This is a genomic window from Xanthomonas sp. JL1, assembly GCF_038405005.1.
Genome location: NZ_JBBYGR010000044.1, coordinates 1 through 19,813, shown reverse-complemented (window position 1 = coordinate 19,813; position 19,813 = coordinate 1). Strand labels below are relative to the sequence as shown.

At 61.6% G+C, this 19,813-nt stretch carries 19 protein-coding genes and 1 pseudogene; 10 read left to right on the top strand and 10 right to left on the bottom strand.

The genetic code is table 11. The annotated features are described in order from the left end of the window. Positions 1-104 precede the first annotated feature (104 nt). Entirely contained in the window at positions 105-986 is an 882-nt protein-coding gene (locus WJW29_RS09785; RefSeq protein WP_011258370.1) for an outer membrane protein assembly factor BamD, read from the top strand. Between the two features lie 157 nt (positions 987-1,143). Here the strand turns inward: WJW29_RS09785 and WJW29_RS09780 are convergent, their stop codons facing one another. The 5 genes and pseudogenes from WJW29_RS09780 to sucC all read right to left on the bottom strand — a co-directional run bounded on the left by WJW29_RS09780 (position 1,144) and on the right by sucC (position 5,916). Further along, complete coding sequence (locus tag WJW29_RS09780) at positions 1,144-2,799, bottom strand: NAD+ synthase (protein WP_011408076.1); 1,656 nt, start codon at positions 2,797-2,799, stop codon at positions 1,144-1,146. Then, positions 2,799-2,946: pseudogene (locus WJW29_RS09775) on the bottom strand (type II toxin-antitoxin system RelE/ParE family toxin); the annotation flags it as partial. The pseudogene WJW29_RS09775 and the gene WJW29_RS09780, both read right to left, overlap by 1 nt. 284 nt (positions 2,947-3,230) lie before the next feature. Then, positions 3,231-3,527, bottom strand: coding sequence for a hypothetical protein (locus tag WJW29_RS09770; protein WP_011408075.1), 297 nt, complete (start codon positions 3,525-3,527; stop codon positions 3,231-3,233). Positions 3,528-3,846: 319 nt separating this feature from the next. Continuing rightward, positions 3,847-4,722 carry a succinate--CoA ligase subunit alpha gene (sucD, locus tag WJW29_RS09765; protein WP_011258368.1) on the bottom strand — a complete coding sequence of 292 codons (876 nt, stop codon included), beginning with the start codon at positions 4,720-4,722 and terminating at the stop codon, positions 3,847-3,849. A 24-nt stretch (positions 4,723-4,746) separates the two neighbouring features. Beyond that, positions 4,747-5,916, bottom strand: a complete 1,170-nt coding sequence (sucC, locus tag WJW29_RS09760; protein ID WP_011258367.1) for an ADP-forming succinate--CoA ligase subunit beta — start codon at positions 5,914-5,916, stop codon at positions 4,747-4,749. A 233-nt stretch (positions 5,917-6,149) separates the two neighbouring features. Between sucC and WJW29_RS09755 the strand changes: the two genes are divergently transcribed. The 5 genes from WJW29_RS09755 to WJW29_RS09735 all read left to right on the top strand — a co-directional run bounded on the left by WJW29_RS09755 (position 6,150) and on the right by WJW29_RS09735 (position 10,335). After that, positions 6,150-7,763: a HAMP domain-containing sensor histidine kinase gene (locus tag WJW29_RS09755; protein WP_011258366.1), complete on the top strand. Its 1,614-nt coding sequence runs from the start codon at positions 6,150-6,152 to the stop codon at positions 7,761-7,763. Between the two features lie 270 nt (positions 7,764-8,033). Continuing rightward, positions 8,034-9,485, top strand: a complete 1,452-nt coding sequence (locus WJW29_RS09750) for a sigma-54 dependent transcriptional regulator (RefSeq protein ID WP_011258365.1) — start codon at positions 8,034-8,036, stop codon at positions 9,483-9,485. 72 nt (positions 9,486-9,557) lie between these two features. Continuing rightward, positions 9,558-9,764, top strand: coding sequence for a YhfG family protein (locus WJW29_RS09745; protein ID WP_027703281.1), 207 nt, complete (start codon positions 9,558-9,560; stop codon positions 9,762-9,764). Positions 9,765-9,825: 61 nt separating this feature from the next. Further along, on the top strand, positions 9,826-9,987 hold the full coding sequence (locus WJW29_RS09740) for a hypothetical protein (RefSeq protein WP_153296778.1): 162 nt from the start codon (positions 9,826-9,828) through the stop codon (positions 9,985-9,987). Next, on the top strand, positions 9,988-10,335 hold the full coding sequence (locus WJW29_RS09735) for a Fic family protein (protein ID WP_305954854.1): 348 nt from the start codon (positions 9,988-9,990) through the stop codon (positions 10,333-10,335). Positions 10,336-10,343: 8 nt separating this feature from the next. Here WJW29_RS09735 and pilB read toward each other — a convergent pair whose 3' ends face one another. The 5 genes from pilB to WJW29_RS09710 form a co-directional block, all read right to left on the bottom strand. Beyond that, positions 10,344-12,077: a type IV-A pilus assembly ATPase PilB gene (gene pilB / locus WJW29_RS09730; RefSeq protein WP_011408072.1), complete on the bottom strand. Its 1,734-nt coding sequence runs from the start codon at positions 12,075-12,077 to the stop codon at positions 10,344-10,346. Between the two features lie 34 nt (positions 12,078-12,111). After that, complete coding sequence (locus tag WJW29_RS09725) at positions 12,112-13,638, bottom strand: membrane protein (protein ID WP_011258362.1); 1,527 nt, start codon at positions 13,636-13,638, stop codon at positions 12,112-12,114. Next, positions 13,608-14,177, bottom strand: coding sequence for a hypothetical protein (locus tag WJW29_RS09720; protein ID WP_229001934.1), 570 nt, complete (start codon positions 14,175-14,177; stop codon positions 13,608-13,610). The genes WJW29_RS09725 and WJW29_RS09720 overlap by 31 nt, the downstream gene beginning before the upstream one ends. Before the next feature lie 70 nt (positions 14,178-14,247). Beyond that, complete coding sequence (locus WJW29_RS09715) at positions 14,248-15,837, bottom strand: phosphoethanolamine transferase (protein ID WP_011408069.1); 1,590 nt, start codon at positions 15,835-15,837, stop codon at positions 14,248-14,250. A 134-nt stretch (positions 15,838-15,971) separates the two neighbouring features. Further along, entirely contained in the window at positions 15,972-16,397 is a 426-nt protein-coding gene (locus tag WJW29_RS09710; RefSeq protein ID WP_011408068.1) for a pilin, read from the bottom strand. Positions 16,398-16,751: 354 nt separating this feature from the next. Between WJW29_RS09710 and WJW29_RS09705 the strand changes: the two genes are divergently transcribed. From WJW29_RS09705 to WJW29_RS09690, 4 genes are all read left to right on the top strand, one after another. Continuing rightward, entirely contained in the window at positions 16,752-18,011 is a 1,260-nt protein-coding gene (locus WJW29_RS09705; protein WP_011408067.1) for a type II secretion system F family protein, read from the top strand. A gap of 6 nt (positions 18,012-18,017) precedes the next feature. Further along, the gene (locus tag WJW29_RS09700) at positions 18,018-18,881 is read left to right on the top strand and encodes an A24 family peptidase (RefSeq protein ID WP_011258358.1); all 864 of its coding nucleotides are present in this window, start codon (positions 18,018-18,020) and stop codon (positions 18,879-18,881) included. Positions 18,882-18,894: 13 nt separating this feature from the next. After that, positions 18,895-19,503, top strand: a complete 609-nt coding sequence (gene coaE / locus WJW29_RS09695) for a dephospho-CoA kinase (protein ID WP_011258357.1) — start codon at positions 18,895-18,897, stop codon at positions 19,501-19,503. 70 nt (positions 19,504-19,573) lie between these two features. Further along, positions 19,574-19,813, top strand: a 240-nt coding sequence (locus tag WJW29_RS09690; RefSeq protein WP_146760451.1) for a transposase, incomplete at its 3' end; no start/stop codon positions are given.

Genomic DNA, 19,813 nt, shown 5'->3' with positions numbered 1-19,813 from the left:
GCAAAAGCGGGAGTTTGTGGGTTCGGGCGGCAAGAGTCAGTCGCCGGACAGGCCACTAGGCTATCATCGCGCTCTCGTTTTCCTGATGCGTCCTGCCCAGACCCATGATCCGACGGTCCACGTTTTCCGCGCCTGCGCGCCTGATTGCCCTCATGCTGGTCATGGCGTTCGTCGTCACCGGCTGCCACCGCGGTGCCAAGGACAAGAATCCCGACGAGGGCATGCCGGTCGAGCAGCTCTACGGCAAGGCCCACAATTTGATGGAAAAAGGTAACTGGGCGGGTGCCGAAGCCAGCTTCAAGCACCTGATCGCCCAGTACCCGTATGGCCCGTACACCGAGCAGGCGATGATCGAAAGCGCCTATGCCCAGTACAAGGCCGGCAAGCACGACGATACCGTGTCCAGCGTCGACCGCTTCATCCGGACCTACCCAACCCACCGCAACATCGCGTATCTGTACTACCTGCGCGGGCTGGCCAACAGCAATCGCGACACGGTGTTCCTGCGCCACGTGTGGTCGTTGGACCCGAGCCGCCGCGACCTGTCGTCGCCGCAGCAGGCCTATAACGACTTCAATACCGTCACCGACCGCTACCCGAACAGCCGCTACGCCGCCGACGCGCGCAAGCGGATGATCGAGCTGCGCGACGTGTTTGCCCAGCACGAGTTGGACAATGCGCTGTACTACCTGCGCCGCGATGCCTGGGTGTCTGCTGCGGGCCGCGCCAACTATCTGCTGGAAACCTATCCGCAGAGCGCCTATCAGTACGACGCCGTTGCGGTGCTGGCCGAGGCCTACACGCACCTGGGCAACAAGACCCTGGCGGCCGACGCGCGCCGCGTGCTGGAACTCAACGACCCGAAGCATCCGTGGCTGACCGGCAACTGGCCGAAGTATCCCTTGGTCATCCGCAAGCTCAACCCGTTTGCCGGCGAAAAATCTGCTGCGACCGGGCAAAACAATTCGCAGATGAATCGCGACTGAGACAATCAGGCGCAGCGCATCACCAAAAGAGGCCGCAAGGCCTCTTTTTTCTTGCGGCGATGGCGAAGACCGCGCGGTGCGTGCAGCGACGCCCAACCACCGGCCACCGCAAGCGGCAACCGGTGCACCAAGCCACTGACCGTATTAGCCATTCGGGCTACTGGCCGCGATACCCGTTGGTGATCGGATAGCGCCGTTCGCGCCCGAATGCACGCCGCGACACCTTGGGTCCGGGCGCGGACTGATGGCGCTTCCATTCGTTGAGCCGCACCAGGCGCAGCACATGCTCCACCGTCTCTGCGGCGTAGCCGGCGGCGACGATGTCGTCGCGCGACTGCTCCTGATCGACGTAGCGGTACAGGATGGCGTCGAGCACATCGTACGGCGGCAGTGAATCCTGGTCGGTCTGGTTGTCGCGCAACTCGGCCGACGGCGGGCGCGAGATCACCGCTGGCGGAATCACCGGCGCGCCGTCCACGGTATTGCGCCACTTGGCCAGGCCGAAGACCTCCGTCTTGTACAGGTCCTTGAGCGGCGCATAGCCACCGCACATGTCGCCATAGATGGTGGCGTAGCCCACTGCGTATTCGCTCTTGTTGCCGGTGGTCAGTACCAGCCCGCCGAACTTGTTCGACAGCGCCATCAGGATCACGCCACGGCTGCGCGACTGCAGGTTTTCCTCGGTGATGTCCGGCTCGGTGCCAGCGAACAGCGGCCCCAGCGCCGCCAGCAAGCCCTCGAAGGCCGGCTCGATGGCAACCGTCTCCAGCTTCACGCCCAGCGCGCGGCATTGCTCGTCGGCCAGATCGTTGGACAGGTTGGCGGTGTAGCGCGACGGCAAGCGCACGGCGGTGACGTTGTCGCCGCCCAGTGCGTCCACTGCCATCGCCAGCACCAGCGCCGAGTCGATGCCGCCGGACAGGCCCAGCCAGACCTTGCTGAAGCCGTTCTTGCTGCAGTAGTCCTGCAACCCGCGCACCACCGCGCGCCAGGCCAGCGCGTCCATGCTCTCGTCGCCGTCGTCCACCCATACCACCGGCGTGAAGCTGCGCTCGCCGGCCGCGTAGTCCACCACCAGCCACTGGTCCACGAAGGCGGCTGCAGCCGGATGCACGGTACCGTCGCCATCGGCCACCACCGAGGCGCCATCGAACACCAGTGCATCCTGCCCGCCCACGACGTTGAGATAGGCAATGGCTGCCCCGCTCTCGCGTGTGCGTTCGGCCAGCAATGCATCGCGTTGCGCATGCTTGCCGCGTTCGTATGGCGAGGCGTTGGGCACCAGCACCAGTTCGGCGCCGGCCTTCACGGTGTTGGCCAGCGGCTCGGCGAACCAGAGGTCTTCGCAGATCACCACGCCCACCTGCACGCCCTTGACCGTGACCACGCAGTTCTCGCCATCCGGGTCCACGTCGAAATAACGACGCTCGTCGAACACCGCATAGTTCGGCAATTCGCGCTTTCGGTAGGTGGCTTCGATGCGCCCATCGCGCAACACGCTGGCGGCGTTATAGACCACGCTGCCGGCGCTCTGTGGCCAGCCGACCACCGCCACGATACCGCGCGTGGCAGCCGCAATCCGTGCCAGCGCCTGTTCGCAGTGCGCAAGAAACCCGGGACGCAGCAGCAGATCTTCCGGCGGATAACCGCTGATCGCCAGCTCGGGAAACAGCACGATGTCGGCCTCGAACTCATCGCGCGCCGCTGCGATGTACTCGATGATGCGGTCGGTATTCTGCGTCACGCCGCCGACCGGGAAGTCGAACTGGGCCATGGCGATGCGGAGGGTGTGTGCTGTCACTGCTGACTCCATCAAAACAGGCTTTCAAGGTAACCCGCTTCGCGCTGCGAACGGATCGCCAGCACATACACGGTGTCGTCCAAACGGGGCGTCGCGATAGAACGGCAGATAGCCCCCGGCATCGCGGCCGATCGCCAGCTCCCGACATCCGCCGTGCACAACAGGCTTTATTCAGTGGCTGGAGGAGCCTCCACCACTGGAAGCCGATGTTGCAGAGTTTCCAGCTGATGTTCGGTGAGGAACAGGTGCCGCTGGCGGCGGCGCTGTGAAAATCGTTTACACAGTTCGTTTACAGACCACGATGGGCGAGCGCTACGGCCTGGCATGAAGCAGCGAAATTACCCGCATCACAATGGCAGGCGTTATCCAACGAATACGAAAACACTGAGAGCATTCAAGCGTCAATCGCGGATACTAGCGCCTGCGATTGACCATCATACGCCTCAAGGCCCTTCTGTCTTCGCCTTGGATGCGGCGCCCTTATCAACCTTCTTGGTACCTTTCTTCGCCGCTTTTTTCGCAACCTTCTTCGCTGCTACCTCTTCGAAAAATGCGAGCAGTTCTGTCCAGTTCACTTGAATGCCATTGCCTGACTTGGTTTTGCCCTTACACCATTCGACCTTGCCCCGGCCCAGACGCAAGTCGCCCAAGAATGTTTCATCGTTGCCGTAGACGTCAAAGATGACCCCATTGTTGCCGAGCTCCATCGTGACGCTCAGATCCTTGATGCGTACCTTCATGCCATTCCCCCTGAGACTGTTGTAGAGGTAACCTAAACCTAACACGTCGCCCCTAAGAAATCCGATTCAAGCCCCGCTAGGCTGGGGTGACCGCGTTGCGGCAACAAGGATGGCCATATCATCGCCTGCATCGGAGTCCGCAAAAACGCGATCCAGCAAAGCAGCCAGCCCAGGTGGTAGTCGGCAGAGCAGCCCAAGACCTGTCGCTCTTTGGTCGTTGTGGTAAAGGGGGCTTTTCAGAGGCGACGACTGCAAGACATGAGCAAAAATGCAGAAAGCCGCCCGAAGGCGGCTTTCTGCGGCACCATACTGGTAAGGCTTACTTCACCAGCGCAGCAATCGCCGCACCCAGATCGCCCGGCGAACGGACGGTCTTGACGCCAGCGGCTTCCATCGCCGCGAACTTGCCTTCGGCCGTGCCCTTGCCGCCCGATGCGATCGCACCGGCGTGGCCCATGCGCTTGCCGGCCGGAGCAGAAGCCCCGGCGATGAAGCCGACCACCGGCTTCTTGACGTGGTTCTTGATGTACTCGGCACCGGCTTCCTCGGCGTCGCCGCCGATTTCGCCGACCATGATGATGCCTTCGGTCTGCGGGTCTTCGTTGAACAGCTTGAGGCAGTCGACGAAGTTCAGGCCGTTGATCGGGTCGCCGCCGATGCCGATGCAGGTGCTCTGGCCCAGGCCTACTTCGGTGGTCTGCTTGACCGCTTCATAGGTCAGCGTGCCCGAACGCGACACGATGCCGATCTTGCCAGGCTTGTGGATGTGGCCCGGCATGATGCCGATCTTGCACTGGCCCGGGGTGATCACGCCGGGGCAGTTCGGCCCGATCAGCACGGTGTCCGCATGCGAACGGGTCAGCACGTTCTTGACGCGCAGCATGTCCAGCACCGGAATGCCTTCGGTGATGCAGACGATGACCTTGATGCCGGCAGCAGCGGCTTCCAGGATCGCATCGGCCGCGAACGGCGGCGGAACGTAGATGACCGAAGCATCGGCACCAGTGGCCTTGACTGCATCGGCGACGGTGTTGAACACCGGCAGGTCGATGTGGGTGGTGCCGCCCTTGCCCGGGGTGACGCCGCCGACGACCTGGGTGCCGTACTCGACCATCTGGGTAGCGTGGAAGGTGCCCTGCTGGCCGGTAAAGCCCTGCACGATCACCTTGGTGTTCTTGTTAATCAAAACGGACATGGATAATTCCTTCGGTGTCGTGGATCAGGCGGCGTTCTTGACAGCTTCAACGACTTTCTTGGCGCCGTCGTTGATGTTGTCGGCCGGGATGATGGCCATGCCGCTATCGCGCAGCAGCTGCTTGCCTTCTTCCACGTTGGTGCCTTCCAGGCGCACCACGACCGGAACCTTGACGCCCACTTCCTTGACCGCGGCGATGATGCCCTCGGCAATCATGTCGCAGCGGACGATGCCGCCGAAGATGTTGACGAAGATGCCTTCGACCTTGTCCGAGGACAGGATCAGCTTGAACGCTTCGATGACGCGCTGCTTGTTCGCACCGCCGCCCACGTCCAGGAAGTTCGCCGGCTCGCCGCCATTGAGCTTGATGACGTCCATGGTCGCCATGGCCAGGCCGGCGCCGTTGACCATGCAACCGATGTTGCCGTCCATGGTGACGTAGTTGATGTCCAGCTCCGAGGCGGTCACTTCGGTCTCGTCTTCCTGCGTCTTGTCGCGCATGGCGACCAGCTGCTTCTGACGGAACGCGGCGTTGTCGTCGCTGTCGAACTTGCCATCCAGCGCGTACAGGTTGCCGTCGTCCAGGATCGCCAGCGGGTTGATTTCAACCAGCGCCAGGTCCTTTTCGTTGAACAGCTTGTACAAGTTCACCATGATGCTAGCGAACTGGCCGGCCTGCTTGGCGTTGAGGCCCAACTTGAAGCCGAAATCGCGACCGTGATAACCCTGCACGCCTTCGACGAAATCGACGTTGAGCGCGTGGATCAGCTCCGGCGTTTCGGCCGCGACCTGCTCGATCTCCACGCCGCCTTCGCTTGAGGCGATGTAGGTGATGGTCTTGGTGCCGCGGTCGACCAGGATCGACAGGTACAGCTCCTTGACGATCTCACCGGCCGTGGTCACCAGCACCAGGTTGATCGGCAGCTCGACGCCGGCGGTCTGGTAGGTGGACATCTTGGTGCCGAGCATCTTGGCTGCTGCGGCCTTCACGTCGTCGGTGGTCTTGCAGAACTTGACGCCGCCAGCCTTGCCGCGGCCACCCGCGTGGATCTGCGCTTTCACCATCCAAGGACCCTTGCCCAGGGAAGTGGCGACGTCAACCGCTTCGTCCGGTGTCGCCGCGACCTTGCCGGACGGGACGGGGATGCCGTACTCGGCAAGCAGCTGTTTTGACTGGTATTCGTGGAAATTCATGCGTCACCGTGGGAAAAGGAAACGACCGCTGCGTGCAACGCAGACCGCCGGAGCGGCACGTCATGGGACGCGAACGGGCCGCCTATTGTGGCCGACCACGCCGCGCGGCGCAAAATTCTCCGGGATTGGCTGCCCCGTCGCCGCGCGTGCGCACCGCCGGACAATATGCGCACGCGCCATGCATCCCACCGCACCTGCCTATACTCGCGGCTCGCTCCAGCGGGGAAATCGGCTTGGAATCCATCACATCGTTCATCGCCCGCATCCAGTCCGCGCCGCAGCGTGAGCTGTATTTTTTCTCGTTGTACCGGGTGCTGGTGGCGGGCCTGATCGCCGCGCTGGTGTTCAGCCCCTTGTCCGATGCCATTCCCGAGCCGCGTTACCCACGCCTGGCCCCGGTCGTGGCAATCGGCTATCTGTGCATGGCGATTCCGCTGCTGTTCTGGGGGCGCAGCGAGCGCCGGCTCACCGCCACCGTGCTGTGCGCCGTGGTCGCCGACATCCTGGCCGCAACCCTGGCCACACACGCCTTGCCTGGCGCCAGCGCCGGCATTGCGATGATGCTGCTGTTCAACGTGGCGGCCGCCGCGATCCTGTTGCGGCTGCGCTACGGCATGAGCATCGCGGTGCTCGCCGGCACGGCCATCGTGCTGGAGTACCTGTGGACCCTGCTGGAAGGCGGCGGCGCCACGCGACCGGTGGCGGAACTGGCGATGTTCGCCACCAGCTACGTCGCGGTGGCCTTCATCTGCGAACAGATCGCCTCGCGCGCCCGCCGCAATCAGGTCTTGGCCGAAGAACGCGGCGCGCAGGTCGCCAATCTGTATGAAATCAACGAGCTGATCATCCGGCGCATGCGCACCGGCGTGCTGGTGGTAGACACCCATAACCGCATTTCGCTGGCCAACGAGGCGGCACTGGCCCTGCTGGGCGATGGCGACCCACGCCATGCACCGGCCGACCTGTCGCTGGTGGCACTCACCCCGGAGTTGGCGCGCCGGCTACAGCGCTGGCGCAGTGGCTGGCGCCAGGAAGAAGCCCCGCTGCAACTCGGCGCCGACCGCCCGGAAGTGCAACCTCGCTTCGTGCGCCTGCTCGCCGACAGCGACCTGGTACTGGTGTTTCTGGACGACGCCACCGTGGTGTCGCGTCGCGCCGAATCGCTGACGTTGTCGGCGATGGGGCGCTTCTCGGCCAGCCTGGCGCACGAGATTCGCAACCCACTGACCGCCATCTGCTACGCCTCGCAGTTGCTGGAGGAGTCGCCGGACATCGGCGATGCCGACCGGCGCCTGCTGCAGATCATCCATCAGCAATGCCAGCGCACCAATGGCATTGTCGAAAGCGTGCTCGCACTGGCGCGGCGGGAACGCGCCACCCCCGACAATCTGGATTTGGCCACATTCGTGCGGCGCTTCGTGGTCGAGTACCGGCAGACCTTGTCGATGGAGACCGACATCCTGGAGGCCAGCATCCAGGGCAGCTCGGTGCATGCCCTGGTCGACCCCAAGCACTTGCATCAAATCCTTACCGCGCTGGTCCACAACGCACTCAAGTACGGCCGGGTCATGGACGAACCGGCACGGGTCAAGCTGCGCGTCGAACGCCTTGAGCGCATGGCCGTGATCGATGTCATGGATCGCGGCCCCGGCATCCCCAAAGCCGTCGCCGCGCAGCTGTTCCGCCCGTTCTACACCACCTCCGAACACGGCACCGGCCTGGGCCTGTACATCGCCCAGGAACTCTGCCGCGCCAACCAGGCGCAACTGGAGTACGTCTCGATCCCTTGCGGCGGCGCGTGTTTCCGGATTTCGTTGCAGGGGCCCAACGGTTTGTTTGGGAAGTGAGTGGTTGGCCGTCGGCTGGGTGGGATGTCTGATGCGGTGATATCGGGCGGATCGCGCAGCTTGTTCGATACCAGAAAGTTGCTGTTGCCGAAGGGGCAAACGCCCTGCAGCAACGCGCTTTCAGGTCCTGCGGGCCTGGGCGGGTGAGGCTCTCGTCGGCAGATCCGTTCGAAAACGCTGCCCCTCGACACGCCCTTTCCGCCGACTGGCAACTGCTCCTTGCAAACACTCACAAAGCCGCAGTGACGCCCCCGCACTGCAGGTGAATCGTTGCGCCGCGCCCCACTCGACAATTGTCGACTATCATCACGCTGGGCTATCGTGCGCAGCATGAGCGAACCCAAAAGTGCCCTGGTTGTCGATGACGAGCGTGATATTCGCGAGTTGCTTGTTCTCACCTTGAGCCGTATGGGGCTGCGCATCAGCACCGCTGCCAATCTGGCCGAAGCGCGCGAATTGCTGGCCAACAATCCCTACGATCTGTGCCTGACCGACATGCGCCTGCCCGACGGCAATGGCATCGAGCTGGTCACCGAAATCGCCAGGCAGTACCCGCAGACGCCGGTGGCGATGATCACCGCGTTCGGCAGCATGGACCTGGCCGTGGAAGCGCTGAAAGCCGGCGCCTTCGATTTCGTCAGCAAACCGGTGGACATCGGCGTGCTGCGCGGCTTGGTCAAGCACGCGCTGGAATTGAACAACCACGACCGCCCTGCTCCGCCGCCGCCACCGGAACAGGCCAGCCGCCTGCTCGGCGACTCCAGCGCGATGGAGAGCCTGCGCGCCACCATCGGCAAGGTGGCGCGCAGTCAGGCGCCGATCTACATCGTCGGCGAATCCGGGGTGGGCAAGGAGCTGGTTGCACGCACCATCCACGAACAAGGCGCACGCGCCGCCGGCCCGTTCGTCCCGGTCAACTGCGGCGCCATTCCCGCCGAGCTGATGGAAAGCGAATTCTTCGGCCACAAGAAAGGCAGCTTCACCGGCGCGCATGCCGACAAGCCCGGGCTATTCCAGGCCGCGCACGGCGGCACCTTGTTCCTGGACGAAGTGGCCGAATTGCCGTTGCAGATGCAGGTCAAGCTGCTGCGCGCCATCCAGGAAAAATCGGTGCGTCCGGTCGGCGCCTCCGGCGAAACCCTGGTGGACGTACGCATCCTGTCGGCCACCCACAAGGACCTGGGCGACCTGGTCTCCGACGGCCGTTTTCGACACGATCTGTACTACCGCATCAACGTGATCGAACTGCGCGTGCCGCCGCTGCGCGAACGCGGCGGCGACTTGCCGCAGCTGGCCGCTGCCATCATCGCGCGCCTGGCGCACAGCCACGGCCGCACCATTCCACTGCTGACCCAATCCGCGCTCGACGCACTGGATCACTACGGCTTCCCCGGCAACGTGCGCGAACTGGAAAACATCCTTGAACGCGCCCTTGCCCTGGCCGAAGACGACCAGATCAGCGCCACCGACCTGCGCCTGCCCGCCCACGGCGGCCACCGCCTCGCCGCCACACCCGGCAGCGCCGCCGTGGAACCACGCGAAGCCGTCGTCGACATCGACCCCGCCTCGGCCGCCCTACCCTCCTACATCGAACAACTGGAACGCGCCGCGATCCAGAAAGCGCTGGAAGAAAACCGCTGGAACAAGACCAAGACCGCCGCGCAGTTGGGTATCACGTTTCGGGCGCTGCGTTACAAGCTCAAGAAGTTGGGGATGGAGTGAGGCTATCAGCAGCACGTCTCGTCACCGCCGATCCGGGTATGATTCAGATAGCCGCATGCCCGAGAAGTCGCTATGAACAAGCCCAGGCTTGAGACCGTCATAGAGCATTATCGCGTCACTCGCAGGGACAACTTTGCCGCCAGCCAACGTCTGGAAGGCATCAAAACCCCTGCAACAGTCGACAACGATCAGAGCCCGCTGCCCAGCAAAGAAGCACTGCGCAAGAAGTATTTGGCCCTATCCGCCCAGGATGAAAGGCAAGTAGGCAGTCGTTGCTGACCCTGCCTGTTATCCTGACACTGCTGTTCTCCGAAACAAACTGAACACAGTTGACCAGGATATGTTGGAGGCGGCTGAAGCCGCTTTTGCAGCAACTGCGGTGCAATCCATGGCGAATTCAACTCCGATTCGCAACGCTTTTGAGGACCTCCTCGATGAAGTCTGCGACTGGGCGGGCATGCTCAGAACCGTGGATATCGCCAAGGGCACCACACGATTTTGAATAAGCAGTCGCATTGAAGCCGAAGCGACCCGTGTTCTGAGCCAACTGGACGCTGCCGATCTGACCACGCTGCCTCGCTCCGCGCAGATGCGGTTGGTCGCAGAGCTCCATGGCGAACTGAACATGGTTCAGCACTTCCGTGAAGGCAACGGACGGACGCAGCGCTTATTCTTCGAGCATTGGCTGTTGCTCAATGGACTGGCGTTCTCGTGGAAGCATGTGAGCGCAGGCGCCTGGATTACAGGCTGCATCGCAGCAGTGTCATGCAATTACGCCCAGCTAGAGGACACCTTTGATAGCTGCATCATGCAGATCAAAGAACCGTCAGCCGATCAGGATTACGACTGACGCTTCACTCAGTCCTTGGTCACCCGATTGATCTCGGCCAGGCTGGTCACGCCTTGCGAGGCCTTCATCAACGCCGACTGCCGCAAGTCCCGGATGCCGATCTTCTGAGCGGCCTCGGCAATCTGCATCGCATTGCCGCCTTCCAGCACGATCGCGCCGATTTCGTCGGTCATCGGCATCACCTGATAGATACCGGTACGGCCCTTGTAGCCCTCGGTGCACTCGTCGCAACCCACGGCTTCATAAAGCTCCATATTCGCGACCTGCTCCGGCGTAAAGCCTTCCGCCAGCAGTGCATGCTCCGGCAACGTCGACTTGCGCTTGCAGTTATTGCACAACCGCCGCGCCAGACGCTGCGCGATCACCAAGGTCACCGACGAGGTGATGTTGTACGGCGCGATCCCCATGTTCATCAGACGCGCGATGGTCTGCGGCGCATCGTTGGTATGCAGCGTGGACAGCACCATGTGACCGGTCTGCGCCGCCTTGATCGCAATCTCGGCCGTTTCCAGGTCGCGGATTTCGCCAACCATGATGATGTCCGGATCCTGTCGCAGGAACGAACGCAGCGCCGCGGCGAAGGTCATGCCGCGCTTGTTGTTCTGCTGCACCTGGTTGACGCCAGGCAGGCGAATTTCGACCGGATCCTCGGCGGTGGAGATGTTGCGCGTCTCATCGTTGAGGATGCCCAGCGCCGTGTACAGCGACACCGTCTTGCCCGAGCCGGTCGGCCCGGTCACCAGCACCATGCCGTACGGCTTGTGGATCGCTTCCAGGAACAGCTTCTGTTGGTCCGGCTCGTAGCCCAGCTTGTCGATGCCCAGCTTGGCCGCGCTGCCGTCCAGGATACGCAGCACCACCTTCTCACCGAACAGGGTCGGCAAGGTGCTGACACGGAAGTCGATCTGCTTGGTCTTGGACAGGTTGAGCTTGATGCGCCCGTCCTGCGGCACCCGCTTCTCGGCGATATCCAGCTGCGACATCACCTTCAAACGCGCCGCGATGCGCTGGCTCAGCTTCACCGGCGCCTTGGCCACGTTCTTCAGCAACCCGTCGATCCGCAACCGCACCCGGTAGTCGTCTTCGTACGGCTCGAAATGGATGTCCGAGGCCCCCCGCCGGATCGCATCCACCAGCACCTTGTTGACGAACTTCACCACCGGCGTGTCGTCGCCCTTGGCATCGACCCCGGAATCCCCGCCGGCGCCCATGTCTTCGTCGCCGGTGGAGACGTCCAGATCCCCCATTTCCTCGTCGTCGTTGCCAAGCGATGATCCAAATGAGGCATTGCTTGCCTGCCACTGCTCCAATGTGCGACGGATTTGGTCCTCATCGACAAGAATCGGCTCGACGACCAGATTCGTATGAAACTTGATGTCATCTAGTGCACGGGTCTGAGTCGGGTTGCTCACTCCCACAAACAACCGATTGCCGCGCTTGAACAGCGGCAGCACATGGTACTTCTGGAGCAACTCCTCGCTGACTAGCTTGACTGCGTTCTGGTTAGCGTCGAACACAGACACATCCATCAGTGGCATGCCAAATTCCACTGCATTGGCCGCCGCAAGCTGCGACGCCGACACCAGCCTGTTCTCGGCAAACCACTGCGGCAGCGGCACCTTGGCAGCGGCCGCCTGTTCCATCGCTGTCCGCGCAGCGGTTTCCTCCAGGGCGCCATCCTGCACAAGGCGACGAGCGATGCCGGTGATGCCAACGAGGTTGGTTGTAGATACTGAATTCATCGTTTGATTCCCGCTGATGTCCCCATCTTCCCGATCATCGGGACGATGCCCCATATTTATACTCGGTCAACATCCTCAGGTCAGTATTGACCTCGACTGGTCGCCCGGCCCGCTCTTCCACCACATCAACACCTACGAGATCGGCCGCGGTGACCTTCCGCACAGCGGCCGCATCAGACGCATTGGCCGGATCAAAGACCGGCCGCCCATGCATTCGGGTCGCGTAAATGGCTTCGCCACCAGCGCGAAGCGTATCGCGGAAGTCGCGTCGTGACATGATGACACTGTTGCCAAACAGATAGGCCTGCGGAAACTCCGAAGCTGCCGTCTTGAGGACCTCTGGAGACCCGGTGGCATTCACCAACGCGACGCCTGAATCGGACAGATGCGCGCCAACCAGGCGAAAGAACTCCTGCGAGAGCAGCGTCGTTGCACCAGAACGCCAGTGGAACGTACTGTTTACCACGATCGCATCGTAGCGCGCCCCCCCTTGTGCCCTCAACCAGCGACGACCGTCGTCGATATGGATGTGGACACGCGGATCCTGCAGGATCGGTGCGACCTGTGGGTGACCGGCGATCAACTCGAGATAGCCCGGATTGATCTCGACAACGTCCACGCGGTCCACAGTCGGGAATGATGCAATCACACGCGTCCAGCTGCCTCCGCCAAGACCGATCACGAGCACACGCTTGGGATTCGGCACAGCCGCCATGGCGGCATAGACACGATCGATCTTGTTGCTGTTCGATCGCAGATCGACGTTGATGCGCCCGTCGTACACATTGCCGCCAAATACGATGTTTCCCTGTGGGTCGGCGATCGTATGGATGATTCCTTCCTTGCGCTCCAGCAGCCAGTCGGCCTGAGCCCCCCCCGTCGCCATCACGATGCGGCTGGCAAGCGCTGGCAATGCAGGCTGGAGTACAAGTGCCGCAATCGCGACCACCACTGCAGGCACCGCCACTAGGCGAAGGCCGGGCAGCCACATCCCTGCCACCGCGGTGACAGTGGCGACACCGACGAAAAGCTGCTCCATCACCATCACGTCCATCAGCCAGAGCGTGACGATCAGTGGACCGAGGGTGCATCCCGCCACATTGGCGAAGTAGACCTTGGAGAACGACCCGCCTTTCCATGCCACTGCATCATTGCTGCCCAGATGGTGCACCACCGGGAACAATGCGCTCTTCAGCGCAGCGGTTGCGATCACCAGAGGCAGCATTGCGACAGTCACGGGAAGAAAACCGATCCCCCAAGAAAACAGGAAAGGGGCGGCGATATCAACCAGCGCGGACAGCAACAGCACGAGCGACGCGCGACGCCTGATGTCCAGGACCCGGCCAACGCACAGACGACGCCCCAGCTGCGCTCCTACCGCGATACCCAGAAGATACAACGCAAGGATCGTCGCGAATGTCTCTGGCAGACCACCGGTCGCGAATCCCGCAAGCCGCACCCACAGCACCTCCTGCACCAGACTCGCCGCGCCCACAAGGAAAGCAACACCCCGCGGCATCCATTTCAAGCTCATGCCGCCGCCCTCCGTACCAGACACCATCCGCCGAGTGCGACCATTGCATTGATGGCTGCCGCCAGCCAGGTGACCTGCCGCAAGTCCATGATATGAAAAAGATAAAGACCGGTCCCGATGGCCCCCGATGCCGCGCCCATCGTATTGGCGAGATAAAGCGAACCTGTCGCCTCACCTATGTTGAGGACGACACGATCCAGCAGGATCACCAGGATCGGCAAGGTCATCCCCATCAAGGTGGTCGGCACGATCAGCGCAAACAGTGCACCAAGCATGACGACCCCATGCCCAAGCCCACCAGCATGCATCATGACCAGATCGATAACAGCGACACTGCAGATGCCATAACAGGCAATACCAAGCTCTACTGCGAGGAACCATCGCAGTGGACTTGTGGCACGGTCCGCGGCCCAGCCCCCGATCAGCGCCCCGAGCCCAAGCCCTAGCATGAATACCGAGACGATGACCGCGACAGACAGCGTGTCCGCTCCCAAACCCGAAAAAAGGAGACGCTGCCAGCTCACCTGGTAGATCAATGCCGCAGCACCAGAGAGGAAAAACAACACGCCCAAGGATGAAATCCACCCCGCTTTTCCTGACGCATTCGTTGATGAACCGTTCAACACGGACTCCTGTTCAGTGACAGCGGGGAACATCGAGCGGCAGCGACGCAATATCGAGAGGAATACCAGGCTCTGCCGAGGAAAAATCGTACGATTGGCGGTAGCCGGGCACGTCGATACCCGCCAATCGGGTTGTGGTGTCGAAGACCATGGAGGTAGATAACATCGCGTCGGCGTTCGCGCGGAGATTCCGAACGGCCTCCGGCGCGTGCTTGATGTACGCCTCAGATCCCCACCATACCGCCGCGACGTGATGGGTCGCTGGTGATGATTGGCCGTGCCCGCTTTCGGCGCGACAGTCATCGAACAGCGCCTCGCCGTGATCGGCGACATAGAACATCCACGATGCAGCATCAAGTTTCCCGAGCTGAGCGATCAGGCCATCAAGGAAGCGATCGGTAGCGCGGATCGAGTTGTCGTATCCATTGACCAGGTACTCTTTGTGATTTGGGTCATACAACCTGGCATCGCCATGTTCCGGCTTGTCCGGCAGGAAGACCGCATCCTCGGGGCGGTACCGGTCCCGATAGCGGAAGTGACTGCCCATCGTATGGATCACTAGGAACAGATCGCGCTGGTCGGCGGCAAGGAGACGCCTGACGTGCGGCAGCAGATCCTCGTCGCGGACGCCTGCGTGGCGATAGTCGACCGGGCTGACAAAGCGCACGTCATCGGCATCCTTGGCCAGAACCGTAATAGGCGAATCATGGAACCCCATCGGCGCCTGATTGGAGAGCCACACCGTGTGATAGCCGGCTTCGCGGGCAGCCTGCAACAACGAGCGCTCACCGAAGGTAGCTTCGACCGAACCCGGCGGCTTGCGGCTCAGAATCACGGGCACCGACAGCCGGGTGAAGGTGGCTCGCGAGTAGAACTTCGTAAAGCTGATCAGGTCATTGCGACTCGAAAGCCGAGGCGTACTGTCACGGCTGTAGCCGTTCAGCGCCCAATGATCGGCTCGACCTGTCTCGCCGATCACCAGCACATGCACACGCCGTGGCCAGCCCCCCACCACCAAGCGGCTGGCTCCGAATCGAAAGCTTTCAAGGCCGGCATCAGCAGCGACCAGTTCTCGACGCTGCCGGAAATATTCCCAGATGACCAACGGCATTCCCGTCGGGTACCCCCGCCGCAGGGCCTCCATGCGTTCCAAGGATGGCTGATCGAAAGCAGCACCCACCGGCGTCTCGTGCAAGCCTTCGAACGCAACGACGATTGCCAGCAGCGCCGCACATACGCCACCGCCGAATAATGCAAGCCGCCTGCCCGGCCATCGCAAAAGTCGCGGCGGCCATAGCATCAGCCCTCCCCAGATCACAACAATCAGTCCCCAGCCAAACAGAAGGCGTACAGGCACTGAGTGCAGCAACGGCAAAGCTTCGCCACTGGTGGTCTCGGAGACCAGCGCGAGCGCGTTGACGTCCACCATTCCCCCGAAGCGCAGCAGCATCTCCACCTGCACAATCGCGCCGGCACTGATGAGCGCCAACCAAGTGCAGGTCAGGCGCGGCAGCCTCCGCAGGGGCGAGACCGAAACAACCAGGCCCGCCAACGCATACAGCGCAGATATCCCGACGTCATCGCCCCCGTTCACGATCAACATGACAACGGGGGTCAAACTGACCGACACGAAAAAAGCCGCCCCTACTAGTGCCCGTTTGCCCCGCAACACGATATGCCTCCAGAAAAAAAAAGCCCCGCGTCGCGGGGCCTCTACAAGCTACTCGTCGGAATTTATCAGGTGCCCGAGCTACGGCACTCCGCCGGCAGGTACTTGGTGAGGATGGCGGAAGAGCAGGTCCACTTCAGCTGGCCGCCACCGACATCCTTCGGGGTCAGCAGGATGGTACCGGCTGCGTTCGGCACGGTAGAAGTTACAGTGACTAGGCCCGTACCATCGGCGATGGTGACGTTGCTGACATACTTCGTGGCACCCGGGAATGAGTAGCCCGAATTCGCGAGAGTAACATTAGCAACACCGCCGAGCGACGATGCAGTCTCCGTTACCGCAAGTTTGGCAGGCGCCGACATCGTCAGCGCTTCACTGAGCTTGGCACGAGTGGTGTAGTCCTGATAAGCCGGCAGCGCGATGGCAGCCAGGATGGCGATGATCGCGACCACGATCATCAGTTCGATAAGTGTAAAGCCTTGCTGCTTCTTCATGGATGCATTCCCCAGAGGTTGTGAGTTTATCGAAATCTCCGGCCCGGGCACTTGGTGCACCCGAGCAGGGCGTGTGTGCAAATCGGTATATGCAGATTACGTGCCAATCAGTAGTCCCCGTTCGCTTCTTCTCCCCGGGGGGCAATGATGCCAGGCATTTCGGCAAATGGAAGCTCTGTTGCCTTCAAGTGCGACCGGGATGACCATGTGACGCGCAAGGTCAGATTCCGACTACGAGGGAGCACTTCTCAGGACTCCGCAGGTCCATCGATCAATATGATGCCCTTGCCTAGCAAACACGCTACCATCACTGCGTACTCCGGCCTGGGGATGGCTGGATTTGGGGAGCCCAACATGTCAGTCGCGCGTAGCGCCATCAAGAAGCAACCGGTCGACCGGAACACCAGCATGCTGCAGACCTTCATTTGGGAAGGGGCTGACAAGCGTGGCGTGAAGATGAAGGGAGAGCAGACAGCCCGCAACGCCAATATGTTGCGAGCAGAGCTGCGCCGTCAGGGCATCGTGCCCAGCATGGTGAAGCAAAAGCCGAAGCCTCTGTTCGGAGGGGCGGGGAAGAAAATTACCCCTAAAGAAATTGCGTTCTTTAGCCGCCAGATGGCGACGATGATGAAGTCGGGCGTGCCCATCGTCAGTTCGTTGGAGATCATTGGCGAGGGACACAAGAACCCACGCATGAAAAAAATGGTCGGCCAGATCAGGACAGATATCGAGGGTGGATCCTCGCTCTACGAGTCCATCAGCAAACATCCCGTTCAGTTTGACGAGCTCTACCGCAACCTCGTCCGCGCGGGCGAAGGCGCTGGCGTACTGGAGACAGTCCTCGAAACGGTCGCTACCTACAAAGAAAACATTGAAGCTCTGAAGGGCAAGATCAAAAAGGCACTGTTCTACCCTGCCATGGTGGTTGCAGTGGCAATCATCGTGAGTGCGATTTTGCTCATCTTCGTGGTGCCTCAGTTCGAGGAAGTATTCAAGAGCTTCGGTGCCGAACTACCGGCATTCACTCAGCTCCTCGTCAACGCATCGCGCTTCATGGTCAGCTATTGGTGGTTGATGCTGATAGTGACAGTTGGATCTGTCGTTGGCTTCATCTTTGCCTACAAACGTTCTCCACGGATGCAGCATGGACTTGATCGATTGATCCTCAAGGTGCCCGTAATCGGGCAGATCATGCACAACAGTGCGATTGCACGCTTTGCACGGACCACTGCAGTGACATTCAAGGCAGGCGTTCCTCTAGTTGAGGCACTTGGGATCGTAGCTGGCGCTACTGGCAATAAGCTTTATGAAGAGGCTGTTTTCAGGATGCGGGACGATGTGTCTGTGGGTTACCCGGTCAACATGGCGATGAAACAGGTGAACCTATTTCCACACATGGTTATTCAAATGACTGCGATTGGCGAAGAAGCCGGCGCACTTGATGCAATGCTCTTCAAAGTGGCTGAATACTTTGAGGAGGAGGTCAATAATGCCGTGGATGCACTCAGCAGCCTGCTCGAGCCACTGATCATGGTCTTCATCGGCACGATCGTCGGCGGCATGGTCATCGGCATGTATCTTCCGATCTTCAAACTCGGCGCAGTGGTGGGTTAAGACGTAATGGCATTTCTCGACCAGCATCCCGGTCTCGGCTTTCCCGCCGCGGCCGGACTGGGACTGCTGATCGGCAGCTTCCTGAACGTGGTGATCCTGCGCTTGCCCAGGCGTATGGAGTGGCAATGGCGACGCGATGCACGCGAGATCCTGGAGCTGCCGGACATCTATGAGCCGCCGCCGCCGGGGATCGTGGTAGAGCCTTCGCATGACCCGGTCACTGGCGACAAGCTCAAATGGTGGGAGAACATCCCGCTCTTCAGTTGGCTGATGTTGCGCGGCAAGTCGCGCTACAGCGGCAAGCCGATCTCCATCCAATATCCATTAGTCGAGTTGCTGACGTCGATCCTGTGCGTGGCAAGCGTCTGGCGCTTCGGCTTTGGCTGGCAGGGCTTCGGCGCGATCGTGCTGAGCTGTTTCCTGGTGGCGATGTCGGGCATCGACCTGCGTCACAAGCTGCTGCCCGACCAATTGACTCTGCCGCTGATGTGGTTGGGCCTGGTCGGCTCGATGGACAACCTCTACATGCCAGCCAAGCCCGCCCTATTGGGCGCGACGGTTGGCTATGTGTCGCTATGGACGGTGTGGTGGCTGTTCAAGCAGCTCACCGGCAAGGAAGGTATGGGCCATGGCGATTTCAAACTATTGGCCGCGCTTGGCGCGTGGTGTGGGTTGAAAGGCATCCTGCCCATCATCCTGATCTCCTCGCTGGTTGGTGCCATCCTCGGCTCGATCTGGCTAGTCGCCAAGGGCCGCGACCGCGCCACCCCCATCCCGTTCGGCCCCTACCTGGCCATCGCCGGCTGGGTGGTGTTCTTCTGGGGCAACGACCTGGTGGACGGCTACCTGCACTTCGCAGGTCTGCGTTGATCCTGGCACGACGATGAGCGATTTCATCGTCGGCCTCACGGGTGGCATCGCCTCCGGCAAGAGTGCCCTCGCCGCCGAGTTCGAGAAGCTGGGGGTGCCCGTAGTCGATGCGGATCTCGTCGCCCGGCAAGTGGTGGCGCCGGGGCCAGTTCTCGACGCCATCGTCGCGCAGTTCGGGGCCGAGGTTTTGCTCACCGACGGAACGCTGGACCGCCAGACCCTGCGCCAGCGCGTCTTTGCAGATACCGCACAACGACGAGTGCTCGAAGCCATCACCCACCCAGCCATCCGCAGCGAACTGCAGCGCGCAGCGCTGGCGGCACTGGCTCCGTACGCCATTGTCGCCATCCCCTTACTCACCGAGGCCGGCGGGCGGGCGGGCTATCCCTGGCTTGATCGCATCCTCGTCGTCGACGTGCCGGTCGCCTTGCAACACCAACGCCTGATGCAGCGCGACGCAGCGACGGCCGAGCTGGCCGACCGCATGATTGCTGCGCAAGCGACGCGCGAGCAGCGGCTGGCCATTGCCGATGATGTCGTCTGCAATGACGGCGTGTTGGAACAGTTGACGCAGGCGACGCATAGATTGGACGCCGACTATCGGGCACGGTCCGACCGTTAGTTCCACTGTGTTACAAATAATCGTACCTTTGTGCCACTATTGGAAGACCTTCAGGCCGCGCGGGAGAGCTGTGTTGAATAGGACACTGGAAGTGCGTTTTGAACAGTACGGGGAAGTAGTTGCTGCCGCCCTGTCCCATGCGGATCGCAAACAGCCCGCACACTGGTACCCGAAGGGGTTGCTACTGCCTGGAGGGCGCAAGAGCGTGGAGCCCATGGCCGCGCGGGTGCACCCGCAGAACGTGCGCTCAGCCCATCAATCGATGCACCATCTGGTGGCCGATGCCGACTGGAGCGATCAAGCGCTGCTG